The organism is Microbacterium sp. bgisy189 (assembly GCF_057707225.1).
Genome location: NZ_JBYIPT010000004.1, coordinates 48,002 through 67,864, shown reverse-complemented (window position 1 = coordinate 67,864; position 19,863 = coordinate 48,002). Strand labels below are relative to the sequence as shown.

The 19,863-nt window shown below is 69.4% G+C and carries 18 protein-coding genes; all 18 read left to right on the top strand.

Translation table 11 applies throughout. The features are described from left to right. Positions 1-99: 99 nt before the first annotated feature. Positions 100-354, top strand: a complete 255-nt coding sequence (gene rpoZ / locus AC3ENX_RS07320) for a DNA-directed RNA polymerase subunit omega (protein WP_434811208.1) — start codon at positions 100-102, stop codon at positions 352-354. A gap of 124 nt (positions 355-478) precedes the next feature. Beyond that, positions 479-1,672, top strand: coding sequence for a methionine adenosyltransferase (gene metK / locus AC3ENX_RS07315; protein WP_434811207.1), 1,194 nt, complete (start codon positions 479-481; stop codon positions 1,670-1,672). Between the two features lie 14 nt (positions 1,673-1,686). After that, positions 1,687-3,699 carry a primosomal protein N' family DNA-binding protein gene (locus tag AC3ENX_RS07310; RefSeq protein ID WP_434811206.1) on the top strand — a complete coding sequence of 671 codons (2,013 nt, stop codon included), beginning with the start codon at positions 1,687-1,689 and terminating at the stop codon, positions 3,697-3,699. Between the two features lie 8 nt (positions 3,700-3,707). Further along, positions 3,708-4,640 carry a methionyl-tRNA formyltransferase gene (gene fmt, locus AC3ENX_RS07305; RefSeq protein ID WP_434811205.1) on the top strand — a complete coding sequence of 311 codons (933 nt, stop codon included), beginning with the start codon at positions 3,708-3,710 and terminating at the stop codon, positions 4,638-4,640. Beyond that, entirely contained in the window at positions 4,637-6,025 is a 1,389-nt protein-coding gene (locus AC3ENX_RS07300) for an RsmB/NOP family class I SAM-dependent RNA methyltransferase (RefSeq protein WP_434811204.1), read from the top strand. Before fmt ends, AC3ENX_RS07300 begins: the two co-directional genes overlap by 4 nt. A 9-nt stretch (positions 6,026-6,034) precedes the next feature. Then, positions 6,035-6,709, top strand: a complete 675-nt coding sequence (rpe, locus tag AC3ENX_RS07295) for a ribulose-phosphate 3-epimerase (RefSeq protein ID WP_434811203.1) — start codon at positions 6,035-6,037, stop codon at positions 6,707-6,709. Positions 6,710-6,752: 43 nt separating this feature from the next. Next, complete coding sequence (locus AC3ENX_RS07290; RefSeq protein ID WP_434811202.1) at positions 6,753-7,016, top strand: phosphoribosyl-ATP diphosphatase; 264 nt, start codon at positions 6,753-6,755, stop codon at positions 7,014-7,016. 40 nt (positions 7,017-7,056) lie between these two features. Further along, on the top strand, positions 7,057-7,899 hold the full coding sequence (hisG, locus tag AC3ENX_RS07285; RefSeq protein WP_434811201.1) for an ATP phosphoribosyltransferase: 843 nt from the start codon (positions 7,057-7,059) through the stop codon (positions 7,897-7,899). A gap of 1 nt (position 7,900) precedes the next feature. Continuing rightward, a complete protein-coding gene (gene hisF / locus AC3ENX_RS07280) occupies positions 7,901-8,662 on the top strand; it encodes an imidazole glycerol phosphate synthase subunit HisF (protein WP_434811200.1) in 762 nt (253 codons plus the stop codon). Further along, complete coding sequence (gene hisI / locus AC3ENX_RS07275) at positions 8,659-9,012, top strand: phosphoribosyl-AMP cyclohydrolase (protein ID WP_434811199.1); 354 nt, start codon at positions 8,659-8,661, stop codon at positions 9,010-9,012. The genes hisF and hisI overlap by 4 nt, the downstream gene beginning before the upstream one ends. A 34-nt stretch (positions 9,013-9,046) precedes the next feature. Then, positions 9,047-9,637, top strand: a complete 591-nt coding sequence (locus AC3ENX_RS07270) for a Trp biosynthesis-associated membrane protein (protein ID WP_434811198.1) — start codon at positions 9,047-9,049, stop codon at positions 9,635-9,637. 78 nt (positions 9,638-9,715) lie between these two features. After that, entirely contained in the window at positions 9,716-9,946 is a 231-nt protein-coding gene (locus tag AC3ENX_RS07265; protein ID WP_434811197.1) for a DUF6704 family protein, read from the top strand. A gap of 2 nt (positions 9,947-9,948) precedes the next feature. Beyond that, positions 9,949-10,725, top strand: coding sequence for an indole-3-glycerol phosphate synthase TrpC (trpC, locus tag AC3ENX_RS07260; RefSeq protein WP_434811196.1), 777 nt, complete (start codon positions 9,949-9,951; stop codon positions 10,723-10,725). Continuing rightward, positions 10,722-11,945: a tryptophan synthase subunit beta gene (trpB, locus tag AC3ENX_RS07255; RefSeq protein ID WP_434811195.1), complete on the top strand. Its 1,224-nt coding sequence runs from the start codon at positions 10,722-10,724 to the stop codon at positions 11,943-11,945. Before trpC ends, trpB begins: the two co-directional genes overlap by 4 nt. Beyond that, positions 11,942-12,724, top strand: a complete 783-nt coding sequence (gene trpA / locus AC3ENX_RS07250) for a tryptophan synthase subunit alpha (RefSeq protein WP_434811194.1) — start codon at positions 11,942-11,944, stop codon at positions 12,722-12,724. Before trpB ends, trpA begins: the two co-directional genes overlap by 4 nt. A gap of 36 nt (positions 12,725-12,760) precedes the next feature. Beyond that, the gene (lgt, locus tag AC3ENX_RS07245) at positions 12,761-13,732 is read left to right on the top strand and encodes a prolipoprotein diacylglyceryl transferase (protein WP_434811193.1); all 972 of its coding nucleotides are present in this window, start codon (positions 12,761-12,763) and stop codon (positions 13,730-13,732) included. Between the two features lie 56 nt (positions 13,733-13,788). Beyond that, positions 13,789-18,378: a glutamate synthase large subunit gene (gene gltB, locus AC3ENX_RS07240; protein WP_434811192.1), complete on the top strand. Its 4,590-nt coding sequence runs from the start codon at positions 13,789-13,791 to the stop codon at positions 18,376-18,378. Then, positions 18,371-19,837 carry a glutamate synthase subunit beta gene (locus tag AC3ENX_RS07235; RefSeq protein WP_434811191.1) on the top strand — a complete coding sequence of 489 codons (1,467 nt, stop codon included), beginning with the start codon at positions 18,371-18,373 and terminating at the stop codon, positions 19,835-19,837. Before gltB ends, AC3ENX_RS07235 begins: the two co-directional genes overlap by 8 nt. The last annotated feature ends 26 nt before the right edge of the window (positions 19,838-19,863 follow it).

Genomic DNA, 19,863 nt, shown 5'->3' with positions numbered 1-19,863 from the left:
GTCCGCCCTGTAGAATGGTCGGATGCCGCGACCGGCGCCCGTCGAGGGGATGGTCGCGCCGCAAGATCTTCCCACCGCCATCCGACCAGGAGGTCCACTATGGCCAACCGTGACCAGGGCATCATCGACCCGCCCATCGACGCGCTCCTCGAGAAGGTCGACTCGAAGTACCAGCTCGTGATCTACGCATCCAAGCGTGCCCGGCAGATCAACGACTACTACTCCGACCTGCACGAGGGGAACCTCTTCGACAACGTGGGTCCGCTCGTCGACTCGAACGTCGAGGACAAGCCGCTCACGATCGCGCTGCACGAGATCCACGAGGACAAGCTGCGCCTGCGCCCGGTCGAGTGACCGTATGACGCCGGAAGGCGTCTGACATGCCCGCGCGTCCCCGCATGTCGGGGGCCGCGGGCATGATGGTTTGTGTACTCCTTGCGCGATACGTTCCGCGCACCACCCGTCGACTGGAGCCCCGATGACTTCGCTGCGCCTGTTCACCTCCGAGTCCGTGACCGAGGGTCACCCCGACAAGATCTGCGACCAGATCTCCGACTCGATCCTTGATGCGCTGCTCGGCGTCGACCCGAACAGCCGGGTGGCGGTCGAGACCCTCGTGACGACCGGCCTCATCCACGTCGCCGGTGAAGTGCGCACCGACGGGTACGTCGACATCCCCGGCATCGTCCGCGGCGTCGTCAACCGCATCGGCTACACCTCGAGCGAGACCGGTTTCGACGGCGACTCGTGCGGTGTGACGGTGTCGATCGGCGAGCAGTCCAGTGACATCGCCTCTGGCGTCGACAGTGCGCTCGAGCACCGGGAGGGGGGCTCTGCCGATCCGACCGACGCGCTCGGGGCGGGCGACCAGGGCATCATGTTCGGCTACGCCACGAATGAGACGCCGCAGCTCATGCCGACGGCGATCTGGACGGCGCACCGCATCGCGGAGCGTCTCACCGACGCGCGTCGCAGTGGAGCACTGCCGTTCCTGCGCCCCGACGGCAAGACTCAGGTGACCCTCGGCTACGACGGTGCGGCGCCTCGCACGATCGAAACGGTCGTCCTTTCCACGCAGCATCAGCCCGACATCTCGTTGGCGGCGCTGCGCGCAGCGGTGCGCGCCGAGGTCATCGACCCGGTGATCTCAGAGACCGGACTCGACATCTCCGACGTCGAGTACGTCATCAACCCTGCGGGTCCCTTCGTGATCGGCGGCCCCAAGGGCGACGCCGGCCTCACCGGCCGCAAGATCATCATCGATACCTACGGGGGCGCCGCCCGCCACGGCGGCGGCGCGTTCAGCGGCAAGGACCCGTCCAAGGTCGACCGCTCGGCCGCCTACGCCATGCGCTGGGTCGCCAAGAACGCCGTCGCAGCAGGCCTCGCAGACCGCCTCGAGGTGCAAGTCGCCTATGCGATCGGCCGCGCCGCGCCCGTGGGACTGTACGTCGAGACCTTCGGCACCGGCCACGTCGCCGACGAGATCATCACCAAAGCGATCCGCGACGTCTTCGACCTGCGTCCGCAGGCGATCATCGATCGCCTCGACCTGCTGCGCCCCATCTACGCGAAGACCGCCGCCTACGGCCACTTCGGTCGCGAACTGCCCGAGTTCACGTGGGAGCGCACCGACCGCGTCGAGGAGCTGCGGTCGGCCGCCGGCCTCTGATCGGGGATACGGCGATGGGGGAGGAGGGCACCGTCGGCGTCGTCGCGCGCGTGCTCGTCGAATCCCCCCTGCCGCAGTTGGACCGACTCTTCGACTACGCCGTCCCCGACGGGCTCGTAGACGACGTCCACCCCGGAGTGCGCGTCAAGGTGCCGCTTCGCAGTGCGGGACGCATGATGGAGGCGTTCGTCGTCGAACTCGCCGAGCACGACCCCGAGGATCGGGTCCTGTCAGAGATCGACACCGTCATCTCATCCGTCCCCGTGCTGACACCCGCACTGTACGAACTCGCACGCAAAGCGGCTGATCGCGCGGCGGGGTCGGCGAGTGACATCCTGCGGCTGGCGATCCCCAAGCGGATGGTGCGCGCCGAGAAGGCGTGGCTGGCAGCGGCGCCTCCCGAGGCACCGATCGTCGCGGATGCGGCGAAGGAATGGGCGGGCACCGTCCTCGGGGCGTTTCCCGATCTGTCCGGTGCGCTGCGCGAGGGGGAGCGGATCGCCGTCGACGCACCTCCGCACCCGGCCCGCTCCGCTGTCGACGGCGACCCCGACGTCCCGCCGGTCGGAGCCTGGGCGCAACTGCTGGCTGCGGTCGCCGTCGACACGCTCGCTCGTGGCCGCAGCACCCTGCTGGTCGTGCCGGACCATCGCGACCAGGCGCAGTTGACGGCAGCGCTCGCGCCCCACGCACCCGATGATGCCGTCGTCGCGGTGGATGCACGCCAGTCAGGACCAGAGCGTTACGCCGCCTATCTGCGACTGCTGTTACCGGCGGCGTGCATCGTGGTCGGCAATCGGTCGACGGTGTACGCACCGGCCCACGACGTCGGCACGATCGTGATCTGGGACGACGGCGACCCGCTGCTGGCCGAGCCGCTCAGCCCCGGCGTCCATGCCCGCGACGCGGCGCTGCTGCGCCAGGAGCTGGAGGGTTCGGCGCTCGTGCTCGCCGGGCACACCCGCACCACCGACGTCGAACGCCTCGTGCAGATCGGCTGGGTGCGCGAGATCCTTGCGGCGCGCCCCGCAAAGCCCCGGGTCGTCCTCTCGGCGACCCATGAGGGCGAAGGGCACGGCGTCCGCGTGCCCTCGACGGCGTTCGCCGCAGCCCGCGAGGCGTTGCAGCACGGTCCGGTCCTGGTCCAGGTCGCGCGGCCCGGCTACGCACCGGTGCTGGTGTGCGCGGATTGTCGAACGCCGACGAAGTGCCCGCACTGCACGGGTCCGTTGCGCGCCCGACGTGCCGGCGCCGCACCCGACTGCGGCTGGTGTGGTCGACGGTACGCGAACTGGGCCTGTGCGAACTGTTCGTCCACCCGATTGCGCATGGCCTCGTCGGGCAGCGAACGCACCGCGGATGAGCTCGGCCGCGCGTTCCCCAACACACGGGTCATCGTCGCGGACGGCGACCATCCGGTCACGAGTGTCGATGCGCGGCCCGCGCTCGTGATCGCCACCCGCGGCGCAGAGCCGATCGCCGAGAGCGGCTACCGGGCGGTCATCCTGCTGGACGGCGACAAGATGCTGCTCACCGAACAGCTGCGCATCGGCGAGTCGTGCCTGCGATGGTGGTCCAACGCCGCAGCGCTTGCCGCGCCGAACGCACCCGTGCACCTGGTCGGGGTGACCGGCCCGGTCTCCCGTGCGATGGCGACCTGGACGCAGCCGGCGTACGCACGAGCAGAACTCGCCGACAGGCAGCCGCTGCACATGCCGCCGACCATCCGGGTCGCCGCGGTCGAAGGCACCCAGCGTGCCGTCGCGGGGGCCATCACCCAGTTGCGGGCCGACGTGCCGTCGTTGCCTCCCACCGCCGTACTCGGCCCCGTCGCACTTCCCAGCGCAGACGGTGAAGTGCGGGCGCTCATCAGGTTCGACTACGCGGCCGGTCGCGCCGTGGCGACGTCGCTGCGTGCCCTCGTCATTGCCGAGGCACTGCGCGGGCGCCGCTCCCGCAAAGATCGCACGGCCCGCAACACGCCTACACTCAACGTGCGGCTCGACGTGCCCGAGCTCGATCTGTGAGGAATCCGATGCGCATCGTCTTCGCGGGCACCCCTGAGCCCGCCGTTCCGTCCCTGCACGCCGTCGCGGCTTCGGGCCACGAACTCGTCGCGGTGGTCACCCGCAACGATGCCCCTCTCGGGCGCAAGCGTGTGCTGACCCCGTCGCCCGTGGCCGAAGCTGCGGGACAGCTCGGCATCCCCACCATCAAGACCGATCGACTGGATGCCGATGCGACCGAACGCATCGCTGCGCTGCGGCCGGATCTCGGCGTGATCGTCGCCTACGGCGGCCTGGTGCGGGAGCCGCTGCTGTCGACGCCGCGGCTGGGCTGGATCAACCTGCACTTCTCGCTGCTGCCGCGGTGGCGCGGTGCCGCCCCGGTGCAGCACGCGCTCATCGCCGGTGACCGCGAAACGGGAGCGGCTGTGTTCCAGCTCGTCCCTGCCCTCGACGCGGGCGATGTGTTCGCCGAACTTCGCTACACGGTGCCGCGTGGCGCGACCGCAGGCGAGGTGCTCGACGAACTGGCGGATGCCGGTGCCGCACTGCTGACCGGCGTGCTCGACGAGCTCGCCGCCGGGACGGCGCACGCCGTCCCGCAGATCGGGGAACCGACGCTGGCGCCGAAACTCTCTCTCGCCGACGGCGCCCTCGACCTGCGACAGGGCGCTGAGCGGGTGTTGGATCGCTTTCGCGGAACCACCCCCGAACCGGGCGCGCATGTGATGCTCGACGGTCAACGGTTGAAGCTGCACGGCGCCCTGCGGGGGCCCGACGTGCAGCTCGATCCGGGCGCGCTGGTGTTCCGCGACGGCCAGGTGCTCGTCGGCACGGGCGACGGAACGGTCGCACTCACACGCGTGCAGCCGGCAGGCAAGGGTGCCATGGCTGCGGGGGACTGGTGGCGAGGACTGCGCATCGACAAGCCGCACGTCGACCTGCCGGAGGTGACGGCGTGAGTGGGCGTGCGCAAGATCGGGCACCTCAGTCGAACCCGGCGCGGTGGGTCGCCTATGACGTGCTGCGAGCCGTGGGCGAATCCGATGCGTACGCCAACCTGCTGCTGCCGCGCGAGCTCGCGAAGGCGCAGCTCTCGCCGGCCGATGCGGGCCTGGCCACAGAGCTGACCTACGGCACGCTGCGTCGACAGGGCACCTACGACGCCGTCATCGCCGAAGCCGCCCGCCGCCCGGTCGACGAGATCGACCCTGCCGTCCTCGACGCACTCCGCATCGGCGTGCACCAACTCCTCGCCACTCGCGTACCGGCCCACGCAGCCGTCAACGAGACCGTACGACAGGTGCGACAAGCAGCCGGCAAACCGGCATCGGGCTTCGCGAACGCGGTGCTGCGCCGCGTGTCGGAGCGCACGACCGAGCAATGGCAGGCCCGCCTCGACGAGCTCGCTCGCTCCGACGACGAACGACTCGGGCTCCGGCACGCGCACCCCGTCTGGGTGATCCGTGCGCTGCGCCGCGCCCTCGCCGCAGAGGGTCGCGCAGATGAGCTCGACGACCTGTTGGCCGCCGACAACGCGTCGCCCTCCGTCACGATGACGGCGCTTCCAGGCCTGGCCGAACGGCCCGCCGATGCCGAACCGACGCGCCTCTCACCGATCGGATTCCGCCTCGGCGGCGGCGACCCGGCGCGGATCATCGCCGCCACCGAGGGTCGCGTGCGGGTACAGGACGAAGGTTCGCAGCTCGCAGCGCTCGCACTGACCCGCGCCGAGCCGGTGCGAGCGGGGGAGCGCTGGCTCGACCTGTGCGCCGCGCCCGGCGGCAAGACGGCGGTGCTCGCCGCCGAAGCCCTCGCTCACGGTGCGGTCCTCGAAGCCAACGAACTGTCACCGAGTCGCGCCCGCCTCGTGCGCGACTCGGTGGCCGGTGTGCCGCTCGACGTGCCGGTGTCGGAAGAGGACGGCCGGGAACGCGCCGGCCGCGGCCGCTACGACCGCATCCTCGTCGACGCGCCGTGCACTGGCCTCGGGGCGTTGCGTCGACGCCCGGAAGCGCGCTGGCGCAAGCAGCCCGCCGACGTGCCGGCGCTCAGCGAACTGCAGCGTGAGCTCTTGAGTGCTGCAGTCGACGCACTCGCACCCGGCGGCATCGTCGCGTATGTCACCTGTTCGCCGCACCTCGCCGAAACCGCCGCCGTCGTTGCCGAGGTGCTGCGCGAGCACGGGGATGCCGTCGAAGAACTCGACGCGCGGGCGGTGCTCGCAGGACTCTCCGACGCCCCCATCGACCTGCCCGCGCAGCTCGACGGTTCGGGCCGCGCACAGCTGTGGCCCCACCGCCACAACACCGACGCGATGAGCATCTCCCTCCTGCGTCGCCGCTAGGGTGGTCGCGTGGCCGACAGCGACATCCGCATCAACCCCAGCATCCTCGCCGCCGACTTCGTGAACATGCAGGCGGAGCTCGCCCGCATCGCGACCGCCGACTTCGCGCATGTCGATGTCATGGACAACCACTTCGTGCCGAACCTCACGTTCGGGCCGCAGATGGTCGAGCGGATCCAGGCGACCAGCCCCGTGCCGCTCGATGTGCACCTCATGATCACGGACCCCGATCGGTGGGCCCCCGGCTACGCCGAACTCGGTGCCGCGTCGGTCACCTTCCATCTCGAGGCGGCGACCGAGCCCGTGGCGCTCGCCCGACGGCTGCGACAGATCGGCGCGCGCGCGGGTGTCGCCGTGAAACCTGCCACCGCGGTCGAGGGTCTGTACGAGGTGCTCGACGAGTTCGACCAGATCCTGGTGATGACGGTCGAGCCGGGCTTCGGCGGTCAGTCGTTCATGGCCGACCAGATGCCGAAACTCGCGCGACTGCGAGAAGAAGCCAATCGCCGCGGATCCCAGGTGTGGCTGCAGGTCGACGGCGGCATCTCCGCGTCCACGATCGCGCAGGCGGCCGAAGCAGGCGCCGACACGTTCGTCGCGGGGTCTGCCGTCTTCGGTGCCGAAGACCCGGAACAGGCGATAGCGGCGTTGCGCAGCGAAGCCGCAAGCCACCATACGCATTGACACGCGGCATCCGGCACCGGCGGCGGGCCGGTAGCCTGTCAGGGTGAAGACGTTCGACGGGCTGTTCGCTGAGCTCACCGCTACCGCCGCGGCACGACCCGAGAGATCGGGCACCGTCGCGCAGCTCGACCGCGGTGTGCACGCCATCGGCAAGAAGATCGTCGAAGAGGCCGCCGAGGTGTGGATGGCCGCCGAGTATCAGTCCGACGCCGAGACGGCCGAGGAGATCTCGCAGCTGCTGTACCACCTGCAGGTGCTGATGCTCGCGAAGGGGCTCAGCCTCGAAGACGTCTACCGACATCTCTGAGCGCATCCCTCCGACCGCTCCGACTCGAAAGAACCCCGACATGCTGCGCATCGCCGTGCCGAACAAGGGATCGCTGGCCGAGACCGCCGCCGAAATGCTGGCCGAAGCCGGCTACACCGGCCGCCGCGACCCCAAAGACCTCCACGTCATCGACCCCGTCAACGAGGTCGAGTTCTTCTACCTCCGACCGAAAGACATCGCGACCTACGTCGGCTCCGGCGCGTTGCACGTCGGTATCACGGGCCGCGACCTGCTGCTCGACGCCCGCATGCCCGGTGCCCGCGAGATCGAGAAGCTCGGCTTCGGCGGGTCCACGTTCCGCTTCGCGGGCCCTCCCGGCACATTCACCGAGCTCTCCGACCTCGAGGGCCACCGCGTCGCGACGGCGTATCCGGGCCTCGTCGACGCCTACCTCGACGAGCACGGTGTCGCCGTCGATCTGGTGCCCCTCGACGGCGCGGTCGAATCGGCTGTGCGACTCGGCGTGGCCGACGCGGTCGCCGACGTCGTCTCGACCGGAACGACCCTGCGGCAGGCGGGGCTCGAGATCTTCGGACCGGTGCTCCTCGAATCCGAAGCGGTGCTGATCGCCGCCCCCGAAGAGGCCGACGGCACCCAGACGCTGCTGCGGCGTCTTCGCGGCGTGCTCGTCGCGCGCCAGTACGTGCTCATCGACTACGACCTGCCGGCACACTTGGTCGACAAGGCCGTCGAGATCGCGTCCGGCATCGAATCGCCGACCATCTCGCCGCTGCGCGACCCGGAGTGGGTCGCGGTGCGGGTCATGACGCCGCGCAAGACCGTCAACCAGGTGATGGACGCGCTGTACGCGATCGGCGCCCGGGCGATCCTGGTCACACCGATCCACAACGCGAGGCTCTGACATGGCCCTCGTGTGCCGTGTGATCCCATGCCTCGACGTGGCCGACGGCCGCGTCGTGAAGGGCGTCAACTTCGCGAACCTGCGCGACATGGGTGACCCTGTCGACCTCGCCCGTCTGTACTACGCGCAGGGTGCCGACGAGCTGACCTTCCTCGATGTGACCGCGACGGTCGATGACCGCGCCACGACCTACGACGTCGTCCGGCGCACGGCCGAAGAGGTGTTCATCCCGCTCACGGTCGGAGGAGGGGTGCGTACGACCGACGACGTCGCGCGCCTGCTCGGGGTCGGCGCTGACAAGGTCGGCGTGAATTCCGCCGCCATCGCACGACCCGACCTGCTCGGCGAGATCGCAGACCGTTTCGGATCACAAGTGCTCGTCCTCTCACTCGACGTGAAGCGGGCACCGGGAACACCGTCGGGTTTCGTCGTCACGACCCACGGTGGCCGCACGGCCACGACACTCGACGCGCTCGAGTGGGCGCGCGAGGCGATCGAGCGCGGCGCGGGCGAACTGCTCGTCAACTCCATCGACGCGGACGGCACCAAGGACGGCTTCGACCTCGAGCTGGTCGGACTCATGCGGGAGCTCTCGAGCGTGCCCGTCATCGCGTCGGGCGGCGCAGGTTCGGCCGAGCACTTCGCTCCCGCGATCCACGCGGGCGCCGACGCCGTGCTCGCGGCATCCGTGTTCCACAGCGGACAGCTCACGATCGGCGACGTGAAAGCGGCGCTGAAGACCGACGGGATCGACGTGCGATGACCCTCGACGACCCCCGCATCGCACGCGTGCGCTTCAATGACGACGGTCTGGTGCCGGCCGTCATCCAGCAGCACGACACCGGCGAGGTGCTCATGCTCGGCTGGATGGATGCCGAGGCCCTTCGTCGCACACTCACCTCCGGCCGCGTCACGTTCTGGTCGCGGTCGCGTCAGGAGTACTGGCGCAAGGGCGACACGTCGGGGCACATGCAGTTCGTCAAGGGCGCTCGCCTGGACTGCGACGGCGACACGCTGCTGATCAGCGTGGACCAGGTGGGCGCCGCCTGCCACACCGGCGACCGCACGTGCTTCGACGCCGACGACCTGCACCCGGTGACGGGCACCGCGTGAGCGCTCGCACCTCTCTCGCCGCTACGGAGGCGAAATGAACCGTCTGTTGCGACGGGCCCGCGCGACCGGCGTCCTCGCCGTGCTCGTGGGCGGCATCTCCAGCCTGCTCGCATCGACGCAACCGTGGATGCTGGTGACACTCGCAGACGGGAATGCCGACACGCTCGAGGTCGTCGGATCGGATGCCGTCGCGCTGTTTGCACCGTTGAGTCTTGCGGCGCTCGCGTTGGGACTCGCCCTGACGATCGTCGGACGCGTGCTGCGGTACATCTTCGGCGTGGTCGCCGTGGCCCTCGGGATCGGACTGACCGCGGCGGCTGCCTCCGCCCTGCCGGCGCCCCTCGGCGCGTACGCGACGGCGGTGACGGAGGCGACCGGCCTCGGCGGCGTCGACGCGATCGCGAGTCTGGTCGATCATGTCGCTGTCACCGGCTGGCCGGTCGCGGCGCTCATCAGCGGCATCCTTGTGGCCACCGGTGGCGTATGGACGCTCGCGACCGCCCGCAGCTGGGGCAGCGGCGGGCGACGGTACGACGCGACGGCGACGGCTCCCGCGGGGTCGCGTCCGCACGACGCAATCGACGACTGGGACGACCTGTCGCGGGGCACCGACCCGACGACATGAACGCGGCAGCGCGCGGGTTCGGAACCGGCCGACGCGCCCCGCTAGACTGGGACCAGCGCCCGATCGCGAAGGAGAGACATGAGCAACCCCATCGGTGACCCCGGCCACGGACACAGCCCCGCCGCGTGGACGGCCGTGATCATCATGCTCGTGGCGGTTGCTCTCGGCACCCTCTTCTACTGGCTCGACCTGCCGGTGCTGGTCTGGGTCTCCGGCGGGCTGCTGCTCGTCGGCGCGATCGTCGGCTGGGCGCTCGCGCGCGCCGGCTACGGCGTGAACGGGCCCAAGTACACGCCGAAAGAGCACTGATCATGCTCGCCGGACTGACAGCCGGCGCGGTGGAGGATGCCGAAACGCGTGCGCGCACGCGTCCGCTGGCGACCGTGGAGCAGCTCGCGCTCGCTCAGCCGGCCGCTCGCGACGCCCTCGCCGCCCTCGCACCTGCCGACCGCGTGAAGATCATCGCCGAGGTCAAGCGCGCGAGTCCGTCGCGCGGTGACCTCGCCGACATCCCCGACCCGGCCCACCAAGCAGGGTTGTACGAGACCGGTGGCGCGTCCGCCATCTCGGTGCTGACCGAGGGTCGCCGATTCAAGGGTTCGCTCGCCGACCTCGAAGCCGTCAAGGCATCGGTCTCACTGCCGGTGCTGCGCAAAGACTTCATCGCCACGCCGTACCAGGTGTTCGAGGCGCGCGCCTCGGGGGCCGACCTCGTGCTGTTGATCGTCGCGGCGCTCGAGCAGCCACTGCTGGCCGAGTTGCACGAACTCGTGCTCGAGCTGGGCATGACGCCCCTCGTTGAGACGCACTCCCTCGACGAAGTCCACCGGGCCGCTGACATCGGGGCACGTCTGGTCGGCGTGAACGCCCGAGACCTGTCGACGTTCGAGCTGGATCGCGACCTGTTCGGACGACTCGCCGAGCACATTCCGGCAGATGCCGTGAAGATCGCGGAGTCGGCCGTCCTCACGCCGGCCGACGTTGGCCACTATCGAGCGGCCGGGGCCGATGTCGTCCTGATCGGTGAAGCACTCGTGACGGGTGATCCCGTCGCGACGCTGACGAACTTCCTGGAGGCGGGCGCATGAGTCTTCGTGAGGCCGCAGGCCCTTTCTTCGGCGAGTTCGGTGGGCGCTACATGCCCGAATCCCTCATCGCCGCGATCGACGAACTCACGGCGGAGTACGAGTCCGCCAAGGCCGATCCGGCGTTCCAGGCCGAATTCACCCGTCTGCTGAACACGTACGCAGGTCGACCATCCGCGCTCACCGAGGTGCCGCGCTTCGCCGCGCACGCCGGGGGTGCACGCATCTTCCTCAAGCGCGAAGATCTCAACCACACGGGCTCGCACAAGATCAACAACGTCATCGGGCAGGCGCTGCTGACCAAGCGCCTCGGCAAGACACGCGTGATCGCCGAGACCGGTGCCGGCCAGCACGGTGTCGCGACCGCGACAGCGGCGGCCCTGTTCGGGTTCGACTGCACCGTCTACATGGGCGAGGTCGACACGCAGCGACAGGCCCTGAATGTCGCGCGCATGCGATTGCTGGGTGCCGAGGTGATCCCCGTGACGACGGGGTCGCGCACCCTCAAGGATGCGATCAACGACGCCTACCGAGACTGGGTGGCGACGGTCGAGTCGACGAACTACATCTTCGGCACGGCCGCAGGACCGCACCCGTTCCCCGCGATGGTCCGCGACTTCCAGAAGGTCATCAGCGAGGAAGCGCGCCGGCAGCTGCTCGACGAGACCGGCAAACTGCCCGACGTCGTCGTCGCCTGCGTCGGCGGCGGATCGAACGCGATCGGCATGTTCGATGCGTTCCTCGACGACCCGGGGGTGAAGCTGTACGGCGTCGAAGCCGCCGGCGACGGCGTCGACACGCCGAAGCACGCGGCATCCATCGAGCGTGGCCGACCCGGCGTGCTGCACGGCGCGAAGACATACGTCCTGCAGGACGAGGACGGTCAGACGGTCGAGTCGCACTCGATCTCGGCAGGGCTCGACTATCCAGGGGTCGGTCCCGAGCACGCCTGGCTCGCCGACATCGGCCGCGCCGAGTACATTCCGGCGACCGACACCGAGGCCATGGACGCGCTTCGGCTGCTGAGCCGCACCGAGGGCATCATCCCCGCGATCGAGTCCGCGCACGCATTGGCCGGCGCGCTGCGTCTGGCGCGCGAACTGGGCCCCGACGCCGTGATCGCCGTGAGCCTGTCGGGCCGCGGCGACAAGGACATGGACACCGCCGCGAAGTGGTTCGGCCTGTATGACGAACCCGGTGACGACGAGGGAGCGCAGGGATGAGCCGCGTCGCTGACGCGATCGACCGGGCCCGCGCCGAAGGGCGCGGCGCATTCATCGGCTACCTCCCGATCGGCTACCCCGACCTGCAGACGAGCATCGATGCGGCCGTGACCCTCGCCGAGAACGGCGTCGACGTGCTCGAGCTCGGCCCGCCGTACTCGGATCCGGTCATGGACGGCCTGGTCATCCAAGAAGCCACCCAGGCTGCCCTGGCGGGCGGATTCCGACTGCGCGACACCTTCACCGCAGTGCGCGAGATCGCGGCACGCGTCGACGTGCCCATCCTCGTCATGACGTACTGGAACCCCGTCACGCAGTACGGCGTCGACCGATACGCCGATGACCTCGCCGCCGCCGGGGGAGCAGGGCTCATCACACCCGACATCACCCCTGATGCCGCGAGCGAGTGGATCGCCGCCTCCGAACGCACGGGGCTCGACCGCGTCTTCCTGGCCGCGCCGACGTCGACCGACGACCGGCTCGAGATGATCGTGCAGCAGTCCACGGGCTTCGTGTACACGGTCTCCACGATGGGCATCACGGGGGAGCGGGCGCAGTTGGATGCCGCAGCCCGCACACTCGTGGCACGCCTGCGCGAGCACGGCGCCGAGCACGCGTGCGTCGGCATCGGCATCTCCTCCGCGGAGCAGGTCGCGGATCTCCTCGACTACGCCGACGGTGCGATCGTGGGTACCGCGCTCGTGCGCGCGCTGCGCGACGGCGGGCTCGACGGCCTCGCCGCCACGACCCGCGCCATCGCCGCCGGCACCACCCGCTGACGCAACGCGGGTGCGGGGCGAAGTAGACTCGCGGTCGTGACTTTCTCCGCCCTCGACGTCGTCGCCAGCATCCCGAGCCCCGACATCAGCAGCTTCCAGATCGGCCCGCTCACGATCCACATCTACGCGCTGTGCATCATGACGGGCATCATCGTGGCGGCGCTGTGGACGAACCACCGGCTCACCAAGCGCGGCGCCGAGCCGTGGGTGGTCATCGACATCGCCCTGCTGGCCGTGCCGCTGGCGATCATCGGGGCTCGGATCTTCCACGTACTGACCCACCCGGGGTTCTATTTCGGCGAGGGCAAGGACCCGCTCGCGGTGTTCTACATCTGGGAGGGCGGTATCGCGATCTTCGGATCGCTGATCGGCGGCGCGGTGGGCGCGTGGCTCGGCTGCCGTTGGACCGGCATCCGTTTCTGGTCCTTCGCCGACGCCCTGGCTCCCGGCCTGCTGCTGGCGCAGGCGATCGGCCGCTTCGGCAACTGGTTCAACCAGGAGCTGTTCGGCCTGCCCACCGACCTGCCGTGGGGTCTCGAGATCGACCCCGACAACGGCGCCTTCCCGCCGGGGCTCGCCGAAGACACCCTGTTCCACCCGACATTCCTGTACGAAGTCGTTTGGAACACGCTCGGCGTGCTCGTGCTGCTGTGGGCCGCGCGGCGTTTCCGCCTGCAGTGGGGACGCCTGTTCGGCCTCTACCTGGTCTGGTACAGCGCCGGCCGCATCGTGTGGGAATCGATCCGCATCGACCCCAGCGAGGTGTTCTTCGGGCTGCGCACCAACGTGTGGGCGGCGATCTTCGGCGTCGTGTTCGGACTGGTCATCATGATCGTGCAGAAGCGCCGTCATCTCGGCGACGAGCCCTCGCCCTACGTCACTGGGCGCGAATGGTCCGGCGACGGGGCTGTACAATCGCAGGACACCGATGACTTCGTGGATGTGAGCGCACCCCCGGCATCCGAAGTCAGCGACGGGCAAGCCACAAGCGCCATCGCCGCCAAATAAAGAACATCTCGGGCCGACGTCGTCCCACTTGAGCTTCTCCAGGAGGACGGTCAGGTATGCCTTCGAGCCCCCGTTCCACCGCCGCCGACACCCGAGTCGGAGGTGCGTTCCCGCCCAAGCAGGGCATGTACAACCCCGCGTTCGAGAAGGACGCGTGTGGTCTCGCAATGGTCGCCACGCTACGCGGCGAGGCGGGTCACGACATCGTCGACCTCGCCCTGACCGCGCTGCGAAACCTCGAGCACCGCGGCGCGATCGGCTCGGATGCCGGTACGGGCGACGGTGCGGGCATTCTCACGCAGATGCCCGACGACTTCTTCCGCGCAGTCGTCGAGTTCGACCTGCCACCGGTGGGGGAGTACGCGGCGGGGCTCGCCTTCCTCCCCCTGGATGCCGATGCGCGTCGCACGCTGAAGGACCGCATCGCCGACCTCGCCGCCACCGAGGGCCTCACCGTGCTCGGTTGGCGTGCCGTGCCGACGGCGGACGAGCACCTCGGCAAGCTCGCATTCGACGCGCGGCCCGCGTTCGAGCAGGTGTTCCTCTCGCACCCGGCTTCCGGCGGCAACGCCGCGCTGTCGGGGATCGACCTCGACCGCCGCGCCTACCGCCTTCGCAAGCGCGCGCAGCACGAACTCGACGCGTACTTCGTGTCGCTGTCGTGCCGCACGATCGGCTACAAGGGCATGGTCACGACGCTGCAACTCGAGCCGTTCTACCCCGACCTGCAGGACGAGCGTTTCACGACCGAACTCGCCGTCGTGCACTCGCGCTACTCGACCAACACCTTCCCCTCGTGGCCGCTCGCACAGCCGCTGCGCATGCTCGCCCACAACGGCGAGATCAACACCGTCAACGGCAACCGCAACTGGATGCGGGCGCGCCAGTCGCAGCTCGAGGCAGAGAACCTGGGCGACATCCGTCAGCTGTTCCCGATCTGCACCGACGGTGCAAGCGACTCGGCGTCGTTCGACGAGGTGCTCGAGCTGCTCACCCTCACCGGTCGCAGCCTGCCCCACGCAATCATGATGATGGTGCCCGAGGCCTACGAGAAGCAGGCCGACATCGCACCCGACCTGCGGGCGTTCTACGAGTACCACTCGATGCAGATGGAGCCGTGGGACGGTCCTGCCGCCCTCATCTTCACCGACGGAACCCTTGTCGGCGCGACGCTCGACCGCAACGGTCTGCGTCCCGGGCGCTGGACCGAGACGACCGACGGTCTGGTCGTCATCGGCTCGGAGACGGGCGTGCTCGACTTCGAGCCCGAGCGCATCAAGCGCCGCGGCCGCCTGCGTCCGGGCCGCATGTTCCTCGTCGACACGGCACAGGGTCGACTCATCGAAGACGAAGAGATCAAGGCGCAGCTCGCTGCGCAGGAGCCGTGGCAGGAGTGGCTCGACGAGGGCCGGGTGCAGCTGCGCGACCTGCCCGAGCGCGAGCACATCGTGCACCCGATCGCCTCGATCACCCGCCGTCAGCGCACGTTCGGCTACACCGAGGAAGAAGTGAGGATCCTCCTGACCCCGATGGGTCAGACCGGCGCCGAGCCCCTGGGCGCGATGGGTTCCGACACGCCGATCGCCGCGCTCAGCGAGCGGCCGCGCCTCCTGTTCGACTACTTCATCCAGCAGTTCGCGCAGGTCACCAACCCACCCCTGGACTCGATCCGCGAAGAGGTCGTGACGTCCCTCGCGCTGGGCCTCGGCCCCGAGCGCAACCTGTTGACGTGGGGCCCGGACCACACGCGGACGATCACGCTCGACTTCCCGGTGATCGACAACGACGAGCTCGCCAAGCTGCAGAACATCGACAAGCTGCTGCCCGGCCGCCGCTCGGTGACGATCCGTGGCCTGTACCCGTTCGAGGCGGGACCCGACGCCATGCGCGACCGCCTTGAGCAGATGTGCGCCGAGGTCGACACCGCGATCGAGGCGGGCGCGGAGTTCGTGATCCTCAGTGACCGCGACTCGAACAAGGACCTGGTCCCGATCCCGTCGCTGCTCATGCTGTCCGCGATCCACCACCACCTCATCCGCAACGAGAACCGGATGAAGGTCGGGCTCGTGGTCGAGGCCGGTGACGTGCGCGAAGTGCACCACGTCGCGACGCTGCTCGGCTATGGCGCCTCGGCGGTCAACCCGTACCTCGCGATGGAGACCGTCGAGTATCTCGTGCGCGCCGGGTTCATCACCGGCATCGCGCCTGAGAAGGCCGTCAAGAACCTGATCTACGCTCTCGGCAAGGGCGTGCTGAAGATCATGTCGAAAATGGGCATCTCGACCGTGTCGTCGTACGCGGGTGCGCAGGTGTTCGAGGCCGTCGGCCTCTCGCAGGAGTTCATCGACACCTACTTCACCGGCACCGAGACCAAGCTCGGCGGCATCGGCATCGAGGCGGTCGCCGCCGAGAACCAGAAGCGCCACGACTTCGCCTACCCCGAGGATGCCGCGGCCCGCGCGCACGAGCGCCTCTGGACGGGTGGCGAATACCAGTGGCGCCGCGACGGTGCTCCGCACCTGTTCAACCCGGAGACGGTCTTCCGGCTGCAGCACTCCACGCGCAACCGTCGATACGACATCTTCCGCGAGTACACGCGGTTGGTCGACGACCAGGCCGCCGAGCTGAAGACGCTGCGCGGGCTGTTCAAGCTGCGCACCGAGGAGCGCCGGGCCGTGCCGATCGACGAGGTCGAGTCGGTCGCCTCGATCGTCAAGCGATTCTCGACCGGCGCGATGAGCTACGGCTCCATCTCGAAGGAAGCGCACGAGACGCTCGCCATCGCGATGAACCGTCTGGGCGCGAAGTCGAACACCGGCGAGGGCGGCGAGGACGTCGACCGTCTGCTCGACCCCGAGCGTCGCAGTGCGATCAAGCAGGTCGCGTCTGGACGCTTCGGTGTGACCAGCATGTACCTCACGCACGCGGACGACATCCAGATCAAGCTCGCCCAGGGCGCCAAGCCCGGCGAGGGCGGTCAGCTGCCGCCCGCAAAGGTGTACCCGTGGATCGCCCGCACCCGTGGCGGCACACCCGGTGTCGGACTCATCTCGCCGCCGCCGCACCACGACATCTACTCGATCGAAGACCTCAAGCAGCTGATCTTCGACCTCAAGCGCGCGAACCCCGCGGCTCGTGTGCACGTGAAGCTCGTGAGCCAGTCCGGGATCGGCGCGGTCGCGGCGGGCACTGCGAAGGCCCTGGCCGACGTCATCCTGGTCTCGGGGCACGACGGCGGCACGGGTGCGAGCCCCTTGAACTCGCTCAAGCACGCCGGCACCCCGTGGGAGCTGGGTCTGGCCGAGACGCAGCAGACGCTCATGCTCAACGACATGCGCGACCGCGTCGTGGTGCAGGCCGACGGGCAGTTGAAGACGGGGCGCGACGTCATCGTCGCCGCGCTCCTGGGCGCCGAGGAGTTCGGCTTCGCCACCACGGCCCTCGTCGTGGAGGGCTGCATCATGATGCGTGTCTGCCACCTCGACACCTGCCCGGTCGGCGTCGCGACCCAGAACCCCGTGCTGCGCAGCCGCTTCACCGGCAAGCCGGAGTTCGTCGTGAACTTCATGGAGTTCATCGCGCAAGAGGTGCGCGAGTATCTCGCCGAGCTGGGCTTCCGTTCGCTCGACGAGGCGATCGGTCACAGTGAGCTGCTCGACGTGAACGGCGCGATCGATCACTGGAAGGCCAGCGGGCTCGACCTCGGCCCGATCCTTCGCGGCCCCGCCTTCGCTGCCGACGTCCCGCGTCGCAACATGCGCGCGCAGGACCACGAACTCCACGAGCACTTCGACGTGCAGCTCATCGAGCGCGCACAGGACGTGGTCGCGCACGGCGGACACGTGTCGATCGACCTGCCGGTGCGCAACACCGCACGTGCGGTCGGGACGATGCTCGGCAACAAGGTGACCCTCGCCCACGGTGAGAACGGGCTGCCCGCGGGGTCGATCGAAGTGAACCTGACGGGTTCGGCCGGTCAGTCCTTCGGAGCCTTCCTGCCCGCAGGCATCACGCTGCGCCTAGAAGGCGACTCGAACGACTACGTCGGCAAGGGGCTCTCGGGCGGACAGATCGTGGTGCGTCCGCCGCGCGATGCGAGCTTCGACGCCTCGAAGAACGTCATCGCCGGCAACGTCATCGGCTACGGCGCAACCCAGGGAACGATGTTCCTGCGCGGCGTCGTCGGCGAGCGCTTCCTGGTGCGCAACTCGGGTGCCACCGCCGTCGTCGAGGGCGTCGGCGATCACGCACTGGAGTACATGACCGGGGGACTGGCCGTCATTCTCGGCACGACGGGTCGCAACCTCGGTGCCGGTATGTCGGGAGGCTCGGCCTACATCTACAAGCTGGACCGCGATCTCGTGAACCGCGAGGCCCTCGCCAGTGGCGAGCTCGAGCTGCTCGAGATGGGCTCCGGCGACGTCGAGATGCTGCGCGACCTCCTCGAGCAGCACCGTACCGAAACCGGCTCGGCGCTTGCCGCCCAGCTGCTGGACGACTTCGAGGCCGAGGCCGCGAATTTCGTCCGTGTCCTGCCGCGCGATTACGCAGCGGTGCTGCAGACCCGCCAGAACGCAGTCGCCGAGGGGCTCGACCCCGACGGCGACGTCGTCTGGACCCGCATCCTGGAGGTGACCGGTGGCTGACCCGAAGGGCTTCCTCAAGACGACGGAGCGCGAGCTGCCCGCCCGCCGCCCCGTGCCCGTACGCATCATGGACTGGAAAGAGGTCTACGAGCCGGGCGACACTGCCGTCCTGCGCCGTCAGGCTGGACGCTGCATGGACTGCGGCGTGCCGTTCTGTCACCAGGGCTGCCCGCTCGGAAACCTCATCCCGGAGTGGAACGACCTGACCTGGCGCGGCGAAGGTCGGGCCGCGATCGAGCGCCTGCACGCGACGAACAACTTCCCGGAGTTCACCGGGCGGCTCTGCCCGGCACCGTGCGAGAGCTCGTGCGTGCTCGGCATCAACCAGCCTGCCGTCACGATCAAGCAGATCGAGGTCTCGACGATCGACGAGGCGTTCGCCAATGGCTGGGTCGAGCCCGAGCCGCCGGAGCGCCTCACCGGCAAGACGGTCGCCGTCGTCGGATCCGGACCCGCGGGGCTCGCGGCCGCACAGCAGCTGACGCGCGCAGGCCATACGGTCGCCGTCTTCGAGCGCGACGACCGCATCGGCGGTCTGCTGCGCTACGGCATCCCCGATTTCAAGATGGAGAAGCGCCACCTCGAGACGCGTCTTCGTCAGATGCAGGGCGAGGGCACCCGCTTCCGCGCCGGCGTCGAGATCGGCCGCGACATCTCGTGGAGCGACCTGCGCGCCCGGTACGACGCCGTCGTGGTGGCCACCGGCGCGACGCTGCCGCGCGACCTGGCGATCCCGGGCCGCGACCTCGCCGGCGTGCACTTCGCGATGGAGTACCTCGTCGAATCGAACAAGGCCGTCGCGGGGGACCAGGTTCCCCACCAGATCCACGCCGAAGGCAAGCACGTCGTCGTGATCGGCGGCGGCGACACCGGCGCCGACTGCATCGGCACGGCCCACCGCCACGGCGCGCTGAGCGTGACGAACCTCGCCATCGGCAAGCAGCCGCCGCACGAGCGTCCCGAACACCAGCCGTGGCCCATGGCCCCGACGGTGTTCGAAGTGCAGTCCGCGCACGAGGAAGGCGGCGAGCGGGCCTACCTGGCGTCGACCGTCGAGTTCCTCGCCAACGATGCCGGAGAGGTGCGTGCCCTGCGCGTTGCCGAAACCGAGTACATCGACGGCCGCCGCGTGCCCAAGAGCGGCACGGAGCGAGAGATCCCCGCTGATCTGGTGCTGATCGCGATGGGCTTCACCGGCCCCGAGCGCACCGCGCTCGAGGAGCAGCTCGGTGCCGTGTTCACCGGACGCGGCACCGTCGAGCGCGCCGACGACTATCAGACGACCGCTCCCGGCGTGTTCGTGGCCGGTGACGCCGGGCGCGGACAGTCGCTCATCGTGTGGGCGATCGCCGAGGGCCGCGCAGCCGCCGCAGCGGTCGACGAGTACCTCATGGGCCAGACCATGCTTCCCTCACCGGTGCGCCCGACCGACATCGCCATCGGTCTGCTGCCCGCGTAGGGTGAGAACCAATCCCCGATAACCCA

Excerpts from the sequence above, each read along its gene's own strand:
- AC3ENX_RS07265 (WP_434811197.1), top strand. The coding sequence starts at position 9,716 with ATGAGCAACCCCATCGGTGACCCCGGCCACGGACACAGCCCCGCCGCG.
- trpA (WP_434811194.1), top strand. The coding sequence starts at position 11,942 with ATGAGCCGCGTCGCTGACGCGATCGACCGGGCCCGCGCCGAAGGGCGC.
- fmt (WP_434811205.1), top strand. The coding sequence starts at position 3,708 with ATGCGCATCGTCTTCGCGGGCACCCCTGAGCCCGCCGTTCCGTCCCTG.
- AC3ENX_RS07310 (WP_434811206.1), top strand. The coding sequence starts at position 1,687 with ATGGGGGAGGAGGGCACCGTCGGCGTCGTCGCGCGCGTGCTCGTCGAA.
- AC3ENX_RS07270 (WP_434811198.1), top strand. The coding sequence starts at position 9,047 with ATGAACCGTCTGTTGCGACGGGCCCGCGCGACCGGCGTCCTCGCCGTG.
- gltB (WP_434811192.1), top strand. The coding sequence starts at position 13,789 with ATGCCTTCGAGCCCCCGTTCCACCGCCGCCGACACCCGAGTCGGAGGT.
- metK (WP_434811207.1), top strand. The coding sequence starts at position 479 with ATGACTTCGCTGCGCCTGTTCACCTCCGAGTCCGTGACCGAGGGTCAC.
- hisI (WP_434811199.1), top strand. The coding sequence starts at position 8,659 with ATGACCCTCGACGACCCCCGCATCGCACGCGTGCGCTTCAATGACGAC.
- rpoZ (WP_434811208.1), top strand. The coding sequence starts at position 100 with ATGGCCAACCGTGACCAGGGCATCATCGACCCGCCCATCGACGCGCTC.
- trpC (WP_434811196.1), top strand. The coding sequence starts at position 9,949 with ATGCTCGCCGGACTGACAGCCGGCGCGGTGGAGGATGCCGAAACGCGT.
- trpB (WP_434811195.1), top strand. The coding sequence starts at position 10,722 with ATGAGTCTTCGTGAGGCCGCAGGCCCTTTCTTCGGCGAGTTCGGTGGG.
- hisG (WP_434811201.1), top strand. The coding sequence starts at position 7,057 with ATGCTGCGCATCGCCGTGCCGAACAAGGGATCGCTGGCCGAGACCGCC.
- hisF (WP_434811200.1), top strand. The coding sequence starts at position 7,901 with ATGGCCCTCGTGTGCCGTGTGATCCCATGCCTCGACGTGGCCGACGGC.